Source organism: Comamonas odontotermitis, assembly GCF_040396735.1.
In the GTDB taxonomy this organism is placed as follows: Bacteria; Pseudomonadota; Gammaproteobacteria; order Burkholderiales; family Burkholderiaceae_C; genus Comamonas; species Comamonas odontotermitis_C.
Genome location: NZ_JBEBNZ010000043.1, coordinates 1 through 17770, shown reverse-complemented (window position 1 = coordinate 17770; position 17770 = coordinate 1). Strand labels below are relative to the sequence as shown.

Below are 17770 nucleotides of genomic sequence, written 5' to 3'. Positions count from 1 at the left end.
CCGCTTGATTTCCTGGGCTGCAAAGGGCGACGACAATAGCGGCCGTGTCTTCTGCCCCTGCCCTCCACTACCCCGCCGTCCTTCCCCACGCCGTATCGCGCCTGCGCACCGAGCGCCAGTCGCGCAGTACGCGGCCGTTTCTGGCGCGTGGCGGCCCCAAGGGGGAACGCTGTGAGGGCTGCAGGCTGCGCCCCAGCCATTGCATCTGCGCGTTGCGCCCCACCCAGCCCACCCATGCGGGCGTGTGCCTTCTGATGCATGATGCCGAGCCGCTCAAGCCCAGCAACACCGGGTGGCTGATCGCCGATGTGGTGGCCGAGACCCATGCATTCGGCTGGTCGCGCACAGGAGAGAACCCCGCATTGACCGCGCTGCTGAGCGACCCGCAGTGGCAGCCTTATGTCGTCTTTCCCGAAGAGTTCGTGCAGCCCGCCAGCCGTGTCGTGCGAACGGTGGCCGAACCGTCAGATGCTATGAATTTTGATGAAATGGTGCACACCGGGCGTGCACCAGCGGCAAATTTGGGCAAAAGGCCACTGTTCATCCTGCTCGACGCCACCTGGCCGGAAGCCCGCAAGATGTTCCGCAAAAGCCCCCGGCTTGACGGCTTCCCCGTGCTCAGCCTCCACCCGGACCAGATTTCTCGCTACCAGCTGCGTCGCTCCAAAAGAGACGACCACTTCTGCACTGCTGAGGTGGCTGCGCTGTGTCTGGATCTGGCCGGCGACCTGCGTGCTGCGCAGACGCTCGAGGCCTACCTCGACGTCTACACCCACCACTACCTGCAGGCCAAGCACCAATTGCCACCCGATTGGAGCAGCCAGGCACACCGGCAATTGGCGGCATTGCGTATCGTCAGCGGCAGCAGCGGTGATACCGAGCGCTATCAAAATAATAGTTAATGCGTACTACTGGTGAGCGCTGGCAGCCGGAATTTGCAAAACCAGTCAGTCCAGGGCAAAGCCCTTTTCCGTCAACTGCACCTCACCATTGGGCCCTGTCTGCAGCCAGCCTTGCTCGCGTGCATAGGTCAGCGCCTGCTGCTGGTCCTGCGCGCTGAACTGGTGGCGGTCCAGGTCGTGCTGGAGCGCCTGGGGGTCGAGTCCTTCACCTGCACGCAGGCTTTGTTCGCTTACCAGCAGGTACAGAATGTGCCTGGCGTTCTTGTGGATCTCTTCAGGGGTGGTCATGGTGTGGGCTTTCCTCTCCGGTCAGTGCCGAATGGCGGCAGAAGAACGGCTGCCGTTGCAGGCAGCCGTACATGCATCAGCGGGCCTTGCTCATCCAGTCCGACAGTTCATCGGCGTGTTCCTGCTCCTGCTCCAGAATCTGCTCGATCAGTCGGCGCGTGGTGTGATCCTTGTCGCCGATCAGATCGATCATCTGCGTGTAGGCCTCAATGGCCACACGCTCGGCCACCAGATTGGAGCGAATCATCGCATGCAGATCCAATTCGTCGTTGTAATCGGCGTGGCTGCGGCTGGTGAGGGTATCGGGGTTCAGGTCGGGCTCACCGCCCAGTTGCACGATGCGCGTGCAGATCCGGTCGGCATGCGATTGCTCTTCATTGGCATGCACCAGAAACTCATCCGCCACTGCGGGTGACTCCAGGCCCGTCGCCGTGAAATGGTGGCGCTTGTAGCGCAGCACGCAGACCAACTCGGTCGCCAACGCATCGTTGAGCAGCTTGATGATGTCTTGGCGATAGGGCGAGGCATCGGGAAGCACTGCCCCCTCATTCAGACTTTTCTTGGCTGCGTCGAGTCGGGCCTGGTCCAGGGCGAGTGTGATTTTCTTGGTTTGTGGCATCGTAGGTTCCTCCGTGGGATTGGATTCGCTTGAAAACCAGTGGGTGTTTTCAAGCACGGCACCTATCGAACATAGCCCGCCACCCCATCGCTGTCTGTGAGACAAGACCGACTGTGCGTGCCCTTCCGATTCAGAAACCCGCGCCGGGCTGGGACAGATAGAGTAGCTCATCGGGCGTGCTGGCCCGCCCCAACACCGCATTGCGGTGCGGAAAGCGGCCAAAGCGTGCAATCACCTCCTGGTGGCGCCAGGCATAGTCCAGCGTGCCCTGCAGAAACTGCGCCAGATCGGTGTCAGCAGCACCTGCGGCCTGTGACAACGCCGCAAAGGCCAGCACGCTGCGCCGCTGCATGGCAGGGTCTTCCGCATGCTCCAGCGGCAGGTAGACGAAGATGCGCAGCACCTCGGGCAGATGCAAATCCTCGCCCGACTCGATGGCGCCCAGCGCCAGTTCCAGCGCCCGCCGGTCACCTGCGAATGCCTGGGGCGTGCCACGGTGAATATTGCGAGTGAACTGATCGAGCAACAGGATCAGCGCCAGCCGGCCCCAAGGCTCCGCGGCCCAGTCGTTCAATTGCCCATCCAGCGCCGCCTGTACGGTGGCACCAAAGCGCTGCCGCATCTCGGCATCGAAGGCGTCGGACTTGGTGAACCATTGCTGGCGCTGCTGCAGCGCCTGCGCATTGCTCGGGCGCGCGGTGCCGAGCCAAAACTGCAGTACCTCGCCAGCGCCATTCGGGGCAGGTCTATCGGGATGGGAAAAAGAAGGATTTGGCATGCACAGGTTATACCTTGGCGCCAAGAAATGCTGTCTGGCTCCAGATACAAAACCACTTCGGCCCTCATGCCGGAGGCATGGGGCCGAAGTTCGCAGAGGAGGTTTTGGCGAAAGCCGGACTGTAGCGGTCGCCCGGCCCGCCCTGCTATCGGTCGTCTTCAGGGAGCATGGCGCCGCCCTGCACCGGCTGCCCATCGGCGTCGGTGATGCGCATCACCATCAGCTCTGGCGTGGTGTCCGGGTCGGCCCCGCCATCACCTTCGATACCCCGGGAGGCAGCGTAGTACCCCGTGGAGAAACGGATGACCGGAGTGTCCGCGCCCACCTGTGCAGGCGCACAGCGGAAGTTGAAACCTCGCAGTTGGTTCCTGGTACAGACATAGCCGCTTACACGGTCAATGACCGAATCGTCGGTATAGGGCACGAAGTTGAAAATCCGGCTCTTCATGGCACCGCTGTGCGCCAGCACTACCCACGAACCCACCAGGGAGTCGATGCTGTTCTTGTCGATACCGAAGTAGAAGCGCTCAATCTGTACCGTGGCCTCATTGGGGAACTGGATAGTTCCCGTGGACGACGAGGTGAACTTGATGTTCTCCGCATTGCCAGCGTTGCCCATGTAGCTTGCGACCAGATCGCCGCTGCCGAAATAACGGCCACCCTTGTACTGGTTGAGCGGAATGCCGGGCCTATTGGCAGCAGGGATCGTGGACGGCTCATGCGTACCCAGCACACTGTGGAATGTTGCATTGCCCTTGCTCTCGTAGTCATAGACCGAGATGAACAGGGTGTGACCCTGGCTGTTGGTCGGCTTTTGCAGATCCACCGCCAGACCGCGGCCTGGTTTGCCCGTGATTTCGTTGCTCACGATCCAGGTGCCTGACTCGGGTGCATAGTCTGGCCGGAAGTAGGTGGTCAGCGCGGTCTTGCCTCCAGCGGTCGTGTACGCGGAGCGCGTGATGCGTGCACCGATGAGCCGGTGCTTTTCTCCCGTGCCGAACTGAGCGGTGCCAACCAGCTGATCCACGCTGCGCTGCATGGTCACGGACACGGGCCCGCCTGGCTGCACTGAACTTCCCGAGCAGTTGAAGATGCGTTCGGCGCCGCCATAGTCGCAGGTGGCGAAGAAGGGCGTGCTCAGCGCACCGTCAAAACCATGCATCGTGAGCTTGGTACTGGCGGCATAGGGCCAGGGAGCTGGCGAAAGCGTCCAGTTGTAGTTCAGGCCCACCTGCTCACCCGAGCCGATGTCGGCCCACCAGGTTCTGACAGGCTGGCTGTTCTGGTCCAGCTCCACCATGGCCCAGCGATCCACATATGCAGGGTCGGCAAAGGTGCCCGCAGGCGTGCCTTCGTAGTCGAAGCGCTGCATGGCCTTGGTCGCTTCACCGGGGAACTTGATGGTGCCCGTGGTTCGACTGGTGAAGGTCACCTCTACATTGCCTGCATTGCTTGCTTCCTTCCCGTCAAGGGGGCCGCTGCCGAAGAAACGGCCGCCCTGGTAGGACATCAGTGGTGCCACCACCTTGTTGCCGTCCATGGTTCCGATGGCGATGTGGAATGTTGGCGCGCCAGTGGAGGTGTAGTTGTACACCTGCATCACGAACTTGCCATTCTGGACATCAATGCCCATGCCGCGACCGGGTTTGCCGTTGAGCTCGGCCGTAACCACCCAGTTGCCGCCCTGAGGCTCACCGATGCCAGTATCCGTACCTGAGCCATCAGACGGAGTGGTCTTGTTCACCTGGCGTGTGGCAGTGCCGGTATTGCCTGCCGCATCGGTCTGCGATGCCGTGACCGTCACCGATCCAGCCGGCAGCCCTCCGACCTTGACACCGGAGACCGTCCAGGATCCATTGGTGCAAGGCGCCGACGCCGTTATATTGCCGATGCTCACTGTCACGGCCCCATCCTCTGTCGTGCAGGTGCCGGAAACACTGTAGGACGACTGGTTCGATCCATCGATCGTGGGGGCTGCCGTAATCGAGACGGCCGGCGACGTCACATCCTTCACCGTGGTGCGCGAGCCGCTGATGACAGTGCCATTCACGGTCTGCGATGCGGTGATGGTCACGATACCGTCAGGCAGACTGCTGACGGTGATGCCCGAAACCGCCCAATTGCCGCCATTGCAGGCAGTTGTGGTCGACAGGCTGCCGATGACCACCGTCACTGCCCCATCTGCTGCAGAACACGTGCCCGTGACGCCGCCATAGGACGACTGGTTGCTCGCATTGATGGGTGGCGCAGCGGTCACCGCCACGGCAGATGCCGAGGAGTTCTTGGTGGTCGTGAGAGCGCCGGTGCCGGTGTTGCCCGCCGCGTCGGTCTGCGACGCCGTGACCGTGACAGGGCCTGCTGGCAGTCCCCCCACATCCACGCCGGAAGCAGACCAGGTACCATTGCTGCACACAGGCGATGGAACCACAGCGACGCTGCCAATGCTCACTGACACCGACGATCCGCTTTCCGAGCAGGTACCGGAGACTCCATAAGAGGTCTGATTGGCAGCCGTGATGGCAGGCGCCGAGGTCACAGCCACCGTGGGCGGCTTCGCATCCTTGGTCGTGGAGCGCGAGCCCGAGCCCGTCAGGTTGTTGACGGTCTGCGAAGCAGTCACTGTGACAGGGCCATCGCCTACGGCGCTGACATTGACACCCGACACCGACCATGTACCGCCGCTGCAGGTGGCCTGCGCAGCAACACTGCCAATGGTTACCACGACAGGCTGGCCGTTGGCCGAGCAGGTACCCGAGACACCGTAGGACGCCTGATTGGCTGCATTGATCACCGCGGCGTTGCTGACCGTGACCACGGGAGTCTCGCCGGGATTCGAGACGGTGCTCTTGTTCGTTGTCGTCGAACCTTGCCCGGTCTGGTTGTTCACGGTCTGCGATGCAGTGACCGTGATAGTGCCATCGGGCAGGCCGCTGACGTTGACGCCGGACACCGACCAGCTACCGCCGGTACAGGTCGCCGACGCAGGGATGCCGCCAATGCTGACTGTCACCGGCTGCCCTTCCGCAGAACAGGAACCCGACACGCCGTAGGAAGTCTGGTTGCTCACCGTGATGGCGGGCGCAGTGACCGACACCGTGGGCGCACCGGGATTGGATGGGGGATTCTTGACCGTGCTCTTGCTGGCAGAGCTGTTGGGTCCAGACGGCGTCTGAGAAGCAGTCACCGTGATGGCGCCCGCAGGCAGGGCCGAGACGTTAAGCGTGCCGCCATAGCTGCCATTGCTCTGGCAAGCCAGCGTCTGGCTGGCGCCCGCAGGAAGCGTCGTGATGGCAAGATCGTTGCTGCCAGGGCTGCAGGTACCGCTGACGGGAAGCAGGTTGTTGGCTGCAACCGGGTTCTGCAGATCGTCCAGCGTCACGGTGGACTGGCAATCCAGCATCGAAGCCTCGGAGTGACCAATCACCACGTCTGCCGTGATCAGCCCTAGTACATTGATGCTGACGTGGACCGCGTCGACGGAAATGCTGGTCGGAGTGACGGTCTGCCGATTGACCGTGATGGTGGCAATGCCAAGAACGCCCACACTCGCATCCACATTCACCCCGACATCCAGACCCAGGCCAGCCAATTGACCGGAGCCATTCAAGATGTCCGTGCGCCCCGATGCAACTGGCTTGCCCTTGTCACAAGTCATCGTTGCCGTGGATGTGATGGTCCCAGCACCAAGATTTAACAACGGTATGTTGAGGATGTTGAGCAGGGAAAGATCCAGTCCATCGACCTGAGAAGTCGAGGTGACGCTGTTGCGGGTCAAGGTGCTCTTTGTCAACGAGTTGATGACCCCCGTATCAACCTTCAGAATTCCCGCCGCACTAACGCCGACATTCGCAACGTTGGCGGGTTTGTTGAAGTCCGGCGGCGCGCTACCCGGCCCTGTATTGGCAAACTTGGTGTCCAGACCCACCAGTGGACGGCCTGGGAGCAGCGCCAGCACACTTGCAGAGGCTTCCAGTCCATAGGCTTGACCGGTGCCAGAGGAAGCTGCAAACGCCATCGCCCCCCAGCCGTACGCAGTTGCCATGATGAGCCAACGGATCACCGAACGCGCGATCCCTTTCATTCCTGCGGTAGTCATATCGCCTCCTCTTGGACCAAGGCTCCAAGAATGGGCTGATAGATACCAACCAGTTTGATGCACGGCTGACTCGATCAACCCATCCACCCGAGACACTTCCAACCAGCTAATCACAAAATATTTGCAAGTAGCACACGAAGCCTCACGATCGCTACCCTACACCTGGGGAATCGAGTACATAAATTTATTTAATAAATCAAAACACAAAAATAAAAAGATTAATCATTAACAAGAAGAATACAAATTTCGATGGCATCTATCGAAAAACTAATTTCAATATTTTTCTTTACACAGTGAAACATCCAGATTTCCTTGAAAGCACAGCGATTCACGCCCAAAAATCACATGCAATTAAATTTATTAATTCAATGTATTTTTTAAATCATGCAATATTTGGACACGCATGATTGTTGACAGTGGCAACCCATTCAAGGTTTCGCTGATGCCTGCGCGAGCCTTGCTCGATAGGTTCACTCGCCGATGCAGCCAAGGCCTCTTGCGGCATCACCGCACTGGCTCCATGCTTCCTGGTTTTGAAATGCAAACAAGCCGACCACCTCTGCGTGCGGTCGGCTTGTAGAAATCATCCTGATGCTGTCCGTGGCTGCCTTGCCCGCTTCAGCCCATTGGCGATCCACCTGAAACAGACGCCACAATGGACCAGCGGTACACTGCCAAGCCGATTTCAGACGGTGGCAGCTCGTCTCTGCGCCACCTGGCGCGTTGCTACCGGGTGCGCAGAAGGTGCACGGCGCCCTGTACGGTCCCGCAGGCGCAGAGCCCAGCGCTCTACGGTGTAGAACGATAGCGCTGCAAATGCGGCAGACAGCGGCAATCCCAGCGCCACCACCCAGGCCCAATCCATATGCGCGCGCAACAACCGCACCACAGGGTAATGCCACAGATAGATGCCATACGACATCTTGCCCAGCCACACCAGCAAAGGCAGGCTCAGCATGTCATACAGTGCGCCCCTGTGCTTGCTCACCGCAATGACGATTGCCACTGCCGTCAGTTCGGCCAACGCGAAGCCCCATAGCAGTGCGCCTGCATCATCCCAGGCATAGCCGATGATGATGAAAGGGAACACCGGCAGCAGCCACAGCAAGTACTTCTGGCGTGCGTGCAGCGCATCCATCCATTCGGGGCGGTGCACCGTGACCACAGCCAACAGACTGCCCAGCAGCATGCCCGTGGCACGGGTATCGAAGCGGAAGAAGATTTCGTAGAACTGCTGCCCCCTCGCCACCCAGTAGGCGCGCCAGACAAACATCAGCACCACAAGCAGCAACACGGGGCGCCACAATTGCTTACGCGCAGTATGCGCCAGCAACAATGCCAGCAAGGGCGGCCACACCAGATAGAAATGCTCTTCCACCGAGAGCGACCACATATGCAGCAGAGTATCGGGGCTATCGAAAAAGGCGATACCGTAGTCCGCCAGATAAAGCGCCGATACCACCACATCCTGATTGATGTCTGTCAGATCAGGCCAGATCAGCGGCGCAAAGACCCAATATGCCGCAAGGAACAACAGCAGTGCAGGTGCCAGACGCAAAAACCGCCGCTTGTAAAAGCGCCAGTAATCCAACCGACCATCTTGTTGGAATTCCTTGAGCAATAGCGACGTGATCAAAAAGCCGCTGAGCACAAAAAACAGATCCACGCCAAAGAATGCGCCATCAAACATGGGCACATGGGCATGGGACAGAAACACCAACACAATCGCCACCGCGCGCAAACCATCCAGCGCAGGGTTGTATTTCAATCGCAAAACAGACAAAACAGACACACTCCCTACTTCGTCGGCATGCCAGGAAAGCCATGCCGCACGCCCAGACCCAAATGACCTATGACTGCCGCTGCGAAGCCTGCAGAAGAATTTGTCTGGGGTTTACAAACCTAAGTTGCTTAACGCGCAACGGCGCCGAAAAGCTGACTGATGCGTGAACCGGCCAGTAGGGCCATCACGATGGCCGACAACTGCAGGGCGCAGATGCGGCCGTTGCCCCGGAATACCGATACATGGGGGCCAGATCAATAAGAACCGAGCCTAAAGCAATAGTTCCGGCAAGGCTGCGCTATTTTGTTACGGTGGAAGAGTCCATGCAGGCACTCGCCTATTACCCGGCTGGCACACCGCCTTCACGTCCTTGCATGGGTACCGTGCTGCTACCCGTGCGACAGCGATTCGGTGCTTTCCCCCATGCGGCTCACCGCCGCTTTGCGTAGGCTCTGCACAGCTTCCTCTCAACGAGCCATGACTGCCTCAATCCAAGCCTTAACCCACGCTTCAACGCCCCAGATTCGCCTGTATCAGAACTGGCTCGCCCAGCAGCACGGTCTGCGCTTCAACAGCTATGAAGACCTGCACCAGTGGTCCGTGTCTCATCTGGCTGATTTCTGGCGCAGCATCTGGGATTACTACCGGTTGCAATCGCCAGTGCCCCTCGCCCAGGATTTGCAGGTATTGAGCAGCGACCCAATGCCCGGCACCCAATGGTTCAGCGGCGTGCAGGTCAGCCTGCCGCGCCAGTTGCTGCGGCATGTCCAGGCGGCCGATGCTGCAGGCCTGCCAGCCATCGTGAGCGACAACGAGCGTGGCGAAGTGCGTGAAATGTCTTGGCCCGAATTGCAGCGCCAGGTAGCTTCGGTGGCCATCGCGCTGCGCAAGCTGGGGGTGCAGCGTGGTGACCGTGTGGCCGCCTATATGCCCAACATTGCCGAAACCGTGGTCGCCATGCTGGCGTGCACCAGCATTGGCGCGGTATGGAGCCTGTGCGCACCCGACATGGGTGTTGCTGCGGTAGTCGATCGCTTCAAGCAGATCGAGCCCAAGGTGCTCATTGCCGTGGACGGTGTGTATTACGGCGGCAAGCCACTCGATCGCAGCGCCACCGTGCAATCGCTGCTGGCCGAGCTGCCATCGGTGCAGCAGCGCATCGTCATCTCCACGCCCTATGCAACTGCACCTGTGCCTAACAGCTACGACTGGCAATGGGCCACTGCGCAAGATGCGCAGGCCATCGCCACGTTCGAGCCCGAATGGCTGCCTTTTGACCATCCCATCTGGATCGTCTATTCCAGCGGCACCACAGGGCTGCCCAAGCCCATTGTCCACGGCACCGGAGGCATTCTGCTGGCGCTGCATGTAGCGGGGTTGCACAACGACCTGGGCGCCAGCTATGGCGATAACAACCGCAACGAACGCTTTCACTGGTACAGCTCCACGGGATGGGTGATGTGGAACATCCAGGCGAGCGGACTGCTGTTTGGCACCACCATCACCATTTTTGATGGTCACCCGGCCGGCAGCAGCAGCCAGCCCGACTGGGGCGTGTTGTGGCGTTTTGCCGCCAAACACCACACGACCATCTTCGGCGCAGGCGCCGCCTACTACAGCAACTGCATGAAAGCAGGACTGGATATTGCGGCCATTCCTGGCCTGCAACAGGTTCGCACTCTGGGCAGTACCGGCTCGCCTTTAGCGCCTGAGGTACAGCGCTGGGGCAGCGCACAGCTGCAGGCGGCCGGAGCTGGCGAAGTGTTCTGGTGCAACATCTCTGGAGGCACCGATTTTTGCGGCGCCTTCATCGGCGGCAACCGCGAGCTGCCGCAGGCGCCAGGCCGCATGCAATGCCGCTGGCTCGGCCATGCCGTTGAAGCCTGGAACGAACAGGGCCAACCGGTGCTGGACGAGGTGGGTGAGCTGGTCTGCGTCCAGCCCATTCCTTCGATGCCACTGTACTTCTGGAACGACCCCGGCAAGCGGCGCTATCTGGACAGCTATTTCGACCACTGGCCCGGCATCTGGCGCCACGGAGACTGGATACAGGTGGACAGCGATGGCAGCTGCATCATCTATGGCCGCAGCGATGCCACCATCAACCGCCAGGGCCTGCGCATGGGCACCAGCGAAATCTACAACGCAGTCGAAGCGCTACCGCAAGTGCAGGACTCGATGGTGGTAGATCTGGAATACCTGGGCAAGGACAGCTATATGCCACTGTTTGTCGTGCTGCGCGAAGGCATCGTGCTGGATGACACCGTCAAGGCCAGCATCAGCCAGGCCATTCGCACAGCCCTCTCGCCCCGTTTTGTGCCCGATGCCATCTTGCAAGTGGCAGAAATCCCGCGCACCTTGACCGGCAAAAAACTGGAACTGCCCATCAAGAAATTGATGCTGGGCCAACCAGCAGGCAAAGTGCTGAACCCGGAGACCATGGCCAATCCCGGGTGCCTGGCGTGGTACGAAGCATTTGCACAACGCCACCTTGCCACCCTGGCAAACGCATAACACCTGCTGCAAATCAGGGCATTACTGAGGCGCGGATTTCGCTGACACACGCCACGCGCATGTATCGGCGACAATCCCGCTCCTATGTCTGAAACTTCCGGATCACCCTCTTCTGCCATCTCGCTTCGCCTGGTCTTCATTCTGGGTCTGCTCTCAGCCATCGGGCCCTTTGCCATCGATATGTATTTGCCCGCGCTGCCACAGATTGGCGCGAGCCTGAATGCCCCCGTTGGCGCCGTGCAGGCCAGCCTCACGGCCTTCTTTCTGGCACTGGGCGTAGGCCAGCCGCTGTTTGGCACCCTGGCCGATATGTGGGGGCGCAAGAGGCCGCTGTACCTGGGCCTGTCGATCTTCGTTCTGGCAAGCGTAGGTTGTGCGCTGGCACAGGACATCCACACCCTGGTGGTGCTGCGGTTCGTGCAGGGCATGGGCGCCGCAGCGGGCATGGCGATTCCGCGTGCCGTGGTGCGCGACCTGCACACGGGGCATGAAGCCGCACGCATGATGTCGCTTCTGATGCTGGTGTTCAGCGTGTCCCCCATCCTCGCTCCGCTGGCGGGCAGCGGTGTCATCGCCGTGGGTGGCTGGCGCATGGTGTTCTGGGTCGTGGGGATAGCGGCCATTCTGGGCCTGGCTGCCATGGTGCGGGGCCTTCCCGAGACGCGCCCCGCCGATGCCCGACTGGACAGCAGCCTCGGCGGTGTACTGAAGGCCTACGGATTCTTGCTGCGCGACTGGCATTACCTGGGCCTGGTATTCATCGGTTCCTGCGCAATGGCGGGCTTTTTTGTCTATCTGGCAGGCTCTCCCTTTGTGCTGATCAACCACTACGGGCTCTCCACCACGCAGTACAGCATGGCATTTGCGCTCAATGCGATTGCCTTCATTGGGGCTGCGCAGTTCACCGGAGCGTTGGGTAAACGGTTCGGGCTGGTGCCCGTGGTCAAGGTGGCGGCCAGCGCGTGCGGCGTAGTGATGACCAGCCTGCTGGCCTACTACCTGCTGGGTGGCGATCAGCTGGTGGTGCTGATCGTGCTGTACTTCATCTCCAGTGCCTTGATGGGCCTGGTGATTCCAACCACATCGGTACTGGCGCTGGAAGAGCATGGCGAGATCGCAGGCACCGCATCAGCCCTGCTGGGCACCTTGCAGATGCTGACGGGCGCTGTTGCGATGCAGGTCGTCGGTGTGTTCTCCAATGGCAAGCCACTGCCCATGGTGGTAGGCATGGCCACCGGCGCACTGTGCGGCGTGCTGCTCACATGGATCACCCTGGGTGGCCAGAAGAGTGCAGCGCGTTACGCCGACAGCCTGCAATAAGCCTCAAAGGAAAAACGGGCGCCAGCGCCCGTTTTTTATTGGCTTGAGCTCCTGCAAGACAGGAGCGGCCACCTCAATCCAGGTGCGTGAGCAGATGGTGCCAGAAGCGGGCACGCATCTCCAGCGTCGACACCAGGATGTACTCGGTCACGGTGTGCGCACCATCGCCATCGGCGCCCAGCCCATCCAGCGATGGCACGCCCATGGCCGAGGTGAAATTGGCATCGCTGCCGCCACCCGTGGGCGGCGCTTCTTCCAGTGCAAAGCCTGCCTCCTTGGCTGACTGTTGCACGCGCGCCAGCAGTGCTTCGGCCTTGGCATCCTTCACCATCGGCGGACGGTTCACTTCCACATCGATATCCAGCGACACCCCTTCACCGACCGGGCGCAGCGCACGCATCTTGCCAACCAGCTCGTCAGCGGCCTGCAGATCGGGCAATCGGAAATCGACAATGCACTTGCAGTAGGCAGGCACGGTGTTGGTGGCCGTGCCGCCTTCCACCTTGCCCACGCTCACGGTGACGCCGCGCTGGTAATCGGTCATGGCCTCCAATGCCAGAATCTGGTGCGCCATTTCACGGATGGCGCTTCGGCCCTTTTCATGCGCGACCCCGGCGTGCGATGCCAGGCCCTTCACGCCCAGACGCAGCATGCCGGTGCCCTTGCGTGCGGTTACACAGCGGCCGCCGTTGGCGCGGGCAGGTTCTGCCACCAGGCAATATTTGGCATTGCTGGCAAAGGCCTCGATGTGCTTGCGCGATGCGTGGCTGCCGGTTTCCTCATCGGGCACGATCAGCAGATCGACCGGCAGCGGCGTGCTGCCGGACGTAGCGGCAGCACTCAGTGCCGTCAGCGCCAGGTAGATGCCAGCCTTCATGTCATAACCGCCTGGCCCATACAGCCGGTCGCCTTCGATGCGGATCGGGTTATCTGCCAGCATACCGATAGGATGCACGGTATCCGAGTGGCCCAGAATCAGCAGTCCCTGGCGCGTATCACCTTCTGCGCGATTGGTGATGTGCAGCAAAGGCAGCGCCGGCCCGGTGCCATGCTTGCCCTGCGCATAGGTCTCAGTCACCGTGGCACGCAGACCGGCAGCAGCGGCTTGTGCCCGCATCATCTCCACCATGCGGGCCAGTGCAGCCGGGTCGCTCGATGGAGACTCGCAGCGCATCCAGTCCGAGATGCCATCGACCAATTGTTGGGTAGTTGCTTGCATAGAGGGTGTCCTTGGTGTTGTGGTGTGTTATCAGGCGGCGGTGCGACCCGCCCATTGCGCGAGCCAAGTGGAATCAGGCATGCAGCCCTCGAACCACCAGTGTGCGCAAACATGGCTCATGGCCTCTCCGTCGTGGCCGATGCCGGCGACCTCGTGCAGTTGCCACGCCAGTGGCATGCCCAGTTGCGCGGCCGCCGCCTGCCCTGCCGCAAAGTAATGGCGGGCGCGTGCAAAACGGTGTGGCCCCTGGCGCAGTGCCGCAGGCTCGGAAGGCAGGTTGGGGTCGAGGGTGTCGGTATCCTGGTCGCCCGCCAGAATGACGAGCGGTGTAGCCAGCAGGCGCTCCAGCGCGTCTGCTGGCAGCCCAATGCCGGACAGTCCTTCCGGGAAAGTGAGCGTCGCATTCGGCAAGGTGTACCAGCCGGGATTGCCCGCCACCACGCCAGCAAATCCATCAGCCCCCAGAGTGCTGACGAGGCGATGCACAAACTGGCCGCCCGCCGAGTGGCCAAACAGGTAGAGCGGCTGGCTGCCCAGGATGCCCGTATCGCGCAACTGCTGCGCCAGTACGGCTACCGCCTGGTACGACCAGTAGGCGCGGTCGCGTAGCTCGGCATCCTCGGTCCAGACACTGCCGTTGTTGTAGCTCTCCACGCCCGGCCAGTGTTCGTTGCCAAAGGTTGGCGCGATGATCTGCAGGCCATGACGATCGGCTGCAGGCATCCAGAAGTCGCGGTAGTCGTCGCCATTGCGCAGCACGCCATGCTGCACCAGTACCACCGGGGCATCTGCTGCCACACCCTGCGGGCGATAGCAGTTCAAGGCGACAGGCAGGTGCAAGGCACCGCTGCCTGCCCTCCATGGCATTGAAAACCGGCCATATTGCTGGCTGAAATGTTGCAGGCTGTCCGTCATCACTGGTTCTCGATTGTTTTCAGGCCTGGTCTTGCAGATGGCAGGCCGTGACGTGGCCGGGCGCGGTCTCACGCAGCACCGGCACTTCGGTCTTGCAGCGCTCCATCGCATGCGGGCAGCGTGGGTGGAAGGTGCATCCCGAAGGCGGATTCAGTGGCGAAGGGATCTCGCCCTGGATCGGCACGAAGGCACGCTTGCGCCGTGCCACATCGGGCACCTCGGCCAGCAAGGCCTGGGTGTAGGGGTGCTGGGCCTTGCCGAATATCTCGGCAGTGGGCGCCATCTCCACAATCTTGCCCAGGTACATGATGGCCACACGGTCGGAGATATGGCGTACCACACCCAGATCGTGGCTGATGAACATGTAGGTCAGGCCTCGCTGTGCACGCAGGTCCATGAACAGGTTGATCACCTGCGCCTGGATGGACACATCCAGTGCCGCCACCGGCTCGTCACAAACCAGAAAATCGGGCGTCACCATCAGCGCGCGGGCAATGCCGATGCGCTGGCGCTGGCCGCCGGATATCTGGTGCGGCAGTCGGTTGCGGTACTCCGTCGCAAGACCCACTTCAGCAAGTGCCGCATCAACGCGGCCCGGCACATCGCCGCTGGGCGCCAGCTTGTGCACATGCAGCGCCTCGCCCAGGATCTGGTGCAGTTTCTGGCGCGGGTTCAGCGATGCTTGCGGATCCTGAAACACCATCTGCACGCCCAGGGTATAGGCGAGCCGGTCCTTGCCGGCCAGCCCGCTCACATCCTGGCCCTGGTAGAGCAGCTGCCCTTCAGTTGCGGGGTGCAGGCCCGCCACCACGCGGCCCAGGGTCGATTTGCCACAGCCCGATTCGCCGACCAGACCCAGCACCTCGCCCTTGGCAATCTGCAGGTTGACGCCGTTGACGGCGTGCACCGTGCGGGTCTGCGCTGGCTGCCGGGCCACCGCACCGACGATCTTCTGCAGCAGATCGGGCGTGCTGACAAAGCGCTTGTGCACATCGCGCAATTCAATCACAGGGGTATTCATCGCGGTCATGCGGCGTGCGCCTCCAGCGGAACAAAGCAGCGGAATTCGCGGCCGGGAATGGTGGTGACGGCGGGCTGCTCCGCCACACACTGCGGCGTGGCCCGGGTGCAGCGCGGCGCGAAGGCGCAGCCAGGCACACGGCCCGACAGGCTGGGCGCCATGCCATTGATCTGCGACAGGCGCGCACCGGGCGTGGCCTGCGCCGGCAGAGAATTGAGCAGGCCTTGTGTGTAAGGGTGGCGCGGCGCGTCCAGCACTTCGGCCACGGCACCGGTCTCGACGATGCGGCCTGCATACATCACGGCCACACGGTCAGCCAGCTCGGCAATCACGCCCAGATCGTGGGTGATCCAGATCAGTGCTGTTCCATGCTCCTGGCAGATTTTCTGCATGCGGTAGAGAATCTGGCCCTGGATGGTGACATCCAGCGCCGTGGTCGGCTCGTCGCAGATGATCAGGTCGGGCTTGTTGAGCATGGCAATGGCAATCGCCACACGCTGGCGCATGCCGCCCGAAAATTCATGCGGATAGCTGCGCAGACGCTTCTCCGGTGCAGGAATGCCGACCATGGACAGGGCCTCCACGCAGCGCCGGACGGCCTCAGCCTTGGGCAGCTTCTGGTGCGCATCAATCGCCTCGAGCATCTGCTCCTCGATGCGCAGCACCGGGTTCAGGGTCATCAGCGGGTCCTGAAAGATCATCGCGACGCGGTCGCCACGCAGTTTGCGCATGGCTTCTGGCGGGAGTGCACGCAGATCCTGGCCCTTGAACAGTACCTGGCCTTGCGTCACCTCACCGGGTGCGTCGATCATGCCAAAGATCGAAAAGCCAGTCACCGATTTACCGGAGCCAGACTCTCCAACGAGGCCGAGAATTTCACCAGGTTGCAGGCTGATGTGGATATCACTGACCGCAGGCCAGGCTCCCTCTTCGGTGTGGAACACCGTCTGCAGATTCTTTACTTCAAGCAAAGGGGTAGTCATTACTTCCTCGGATCCAGAGCTTCACGCAGTCGGTCGCCAATCAGATTGATCGACAGGATGAGGGCCAGCAGCGCCAGGCCGGGGAACATGCTGATCCAGTAGTCGCCAGACATCAGGTACTGAAAGCCGTTGGCAATCAAAAGACCGAGCGATGGCTCGGTAATAGGCACGCCAACGCCCAGGAAGGACAGGGTGGCCTCCAGCACGATGGCGTTGGCGATCTGGATGGTGGCAAACACCATGACCGGGCCCATGCAGTTGGGCAGCAGATGGCGCGTCATGATGCGCCAGGCCGGAAAGCCCAGGTTCTTGGCAGCCTCGATGTACTCCTTCTTGCGCTCCTGCAGCGCACGGCCGCGCATGATGCGCGCGTAATGCGCCCACTGCACCAACACGATGGCGATCACCACCTTGTCCACGCCGCGCCCCATGATCGCCAGCAGCACCAATGCCACCAGGATCGTTGGAAAACCCAGGATGAAGTCGACGATGCGCATCAGCAGGGTATCGACCCAGCCACCCATGTAGGCGGCAATCAGACCCACAAGACTGCCAATGATGGTGGCGAGCACCACCGCGCTCAGACCCACCATCAGGCTAATGCGCAGGCCGTGCAGGATGGCCGAGAGCATGTCGCGGCCCTGGTCGTCGGTGCCCAGCCAGTAGGTCATGCCCGATGCTGCCTCCGACATGGGCTTGAGGCGACCATCCATCAGATCGAGTGCACCCAGATCGTATGGATTCTGGGGCGACAGAAAAGGTGCCAGCAGCACGACGGCAAGCAGCACCACCAGTGCAATCACCGCGCCCTTCACCGTCGGTTTGCTGTGCAGCTTTTTCAGGATTGCAGGGCGTTGTGGCGTTTCCTGCAGAGGCTGTGCGCGCTGGGCGCTGTCAATTTTCATCATGTTCTTATGGGGCTGCATCATTGCGCCTCCTGCAGCTGTACCCGTGGATCCAGCACCGCATACAGCAGGTCCACCACCAGGTTGATCATCACGAAGATGAAGGTCACCAGCATCACATAGGCCACCACCACCGGGCGGTCGAGCTTGTAGATGCTGTCGATCAGCAGCTTGCCCATGCCGGGCCAGGCAAACACGGTTTCGGTGATGGTCGAATACGCGATCAACGTGCCGAATTCCATGCCGATCACGGTCACGACCGGGATCAAAATGTTGCGCAGAATGTGGCGCGTCAGGATGCGGCGCTCGCTGATGCCCTTGGCACGCGCAAACTTTACGTATTCCTGCGTCTTGGCCTCCATCACGCCGGTTGCCGTCAGGCGCAGCACCAGGGCGATATTTCCCAGTGCCAGATTGATGGCAGGCA

At 61.3% G+C, this 17770-nt stretch carries 14 protein-coding genes; 3 read left to right on the top strand and 11 right to left on the bottom strand.

Annotated elements, in window-relative coordinates:
- The first annotated feature begins 44 nt into the window (after positions 1–44).
- Positions 45–902, top strand: a complete 858-nt coding sequence (locus ACH2DG_RS19870; protein ID WP_395028264.1) for a tRNA-uridine aminocarboxypropyltransferase — start codon at positions 45–47, stop codon at positions 900–902.
- Between the two features lie 45 nt (positions 903–947).
- Here ACH2DG_RS19870 and ACH2DG_RS19865 read toward each other — a convergent pair whose 3' ends face one another.
- The 5 genes from ACH2DG_RS19865 to ACH2DG_RS19845 form a co-directional block, all read right to left on the bottom strand.
- The gene (locus tag ACH2DG_RS19865) at positions 948–1190 is read right to left on the bottom strand and encodes a hypothetical protein (protein WP_395028263.1); all 243 of its coding nucleotides are present in this window, start codon (positions 1188–1190) and stop codon (positions 948–950) included.
- A 76-nt stretch (positions 1191–1266) separates the two neighbouring features.
- Positions 1267–1809 carry a ferritin-like domain-containing protein gene (locus ACH2DG_RS19860; protein ID WP_395028261.1) on the bottom strand — a complete coding sequence of 181 codons (543 nt, stop codon included), beginning with the start codon at positions 1807–1809 and terminating at the stop codon, positions 1267–1269.
- Positions 1810–1939: 130 nt separating this feature from the next.
- Positions 1940–2587 carry a DUF924 family protein gene (locus tag ACH2DG_RS19855; RefSeq protein WP_395028260.1) on the bottom strand — a complete coding sequence of 216 codons (648 nt, stop codon included), beginning with the start codon at positions 2585–2587 and terminating at the stop codon, positions 1940–1942.
- A 145-nt stretch (positions 2588–2732) separates the two neighbouring features.
- Entirely contained in the window at positions 2733–6683 is a 3951-nt protein-coding gene (locus tag ACH2DG_RS19850; protein WP_395028258.1) for a beta strand repeat-containing protein, read from the bottom strand.
- Between the two features lie 685 nt (positions 6684–7368).
- Complete coding sequence (locus ACH2DG_RS19845) at positions 7369–8475, bottom strand: acyltransferase family protein (protein ID WP_395028257.1); 1107 nt, start codon at positions 8473–8475, stop codon at positions 7369–7371.
- Positions 8476–8943: 468 nt separating this feature from the next.
- On the opposite strand from ACH2DG_RS19845, the gene ACH2DG_RS19840 reads away from it, so the two are divergent.
- Both ACH2DG_RS19840 and ACH2DG_RS19835 read left to right on the top strand, forming a co-directional pair.
- On the top strand, positions 8944–10980 hold the full coding sequence (locus ACH2DG_RS19840; protein WP_395028256.1) for an acetoacetate--CoA ligase: 2037 nt from the start codon (positions 8944–8946) through the stop codon (positions 10978–10980).
- Between the two features lie 84 nt (positions 10981–11064).
- Positions 11065–12300 carry a multidrug effflux MFS transporter gene (locus tag ACH2DG_RS19835; RefSeq protein WP_395028254.1) on the top strand — a complete coding sequence of 412 codons (1236 nt, stop codon included), beginning with the start codon at positions 11065–11067 and terminating at the stop codon, positions 12298–12300.
- A 73-nt stretch (positions 12301–12373) separates the two neighbouring features.
- On the opposite strand, the gene ACH2DG_RS19830 is transcribed toward ACH2DG_RS19835, so the two are convergent.
- From ACH2DG_RS19830 to ACH2DG_RS19805, 6 genes are all read right to left on the bottom strand, one after another.
- Positions 12374–13519, bottom strand: coding sequence for a M20 family metallopeptidase (locus tag ACH2DG_RS19830; protein ID WP_395028252.1), 1146 nt, complete (start codon positions 13517–13519; stop codon positions 12374–12376).
- 30 nt (positions 13520–13549) lie between these two features.
- Complete coding sequence (locus tag ACH2DG_RS19825; protein ID WP_395028251.1) at positions 13550–14434, bottom strand: alpha/beta hydrolase; 885 nt, start codon at positions 14432–14434, stop codon at positions 13550–13552.
- Positions 14435–14453: 19 nt separating this feature from the next.
- Complete coding sequence (locus tag ACH2DG_RS19820) at positions 14454–15464, bottom strand: ABC transporter ATP-binding protein (protein ID WP_395028249.1); 1011 nt, start codon at positions 15462–15464, stop codon at positions 14454–14456.
- Positions 15461–16438 (bottom strand): ABC transporter ATP-binding protein, encoded by a 978-nt coding sequence (locus ACH2DG_RS19815; protein WP_395028247.1) that lies wholly within the window; start codon positions 16436–16438, stop codon positions 15461–15463. Before ACH2DG_RS19815 ends, ACH2DG_RS19820 begins: the two co-directional genes overlap by 4 nt.
- A complete protein-coding gene (locus ACH2DG_RS19810; RefSeq protein ID WP_395028265.1) occupies positions 16438–17346 on the bottom strand; it encodes an ABC transporter permease in 909 nt (302 codons plus the stop codon). Before ACH2DG_RS19810 ends, ACH2DG_RS19815 begins: the two co-directional genes overlap by 1 nt.
- A 17-nt stretch (positions 17347–17363) precedes the next feature.
- The coding region (locus tag ACH2DG_RS19805; RefSeq protein WP_395028246.1) for an ABC transporter permease at positions 17364–17770 on the bottom strand (407 nt) is incomplete at its 5' end.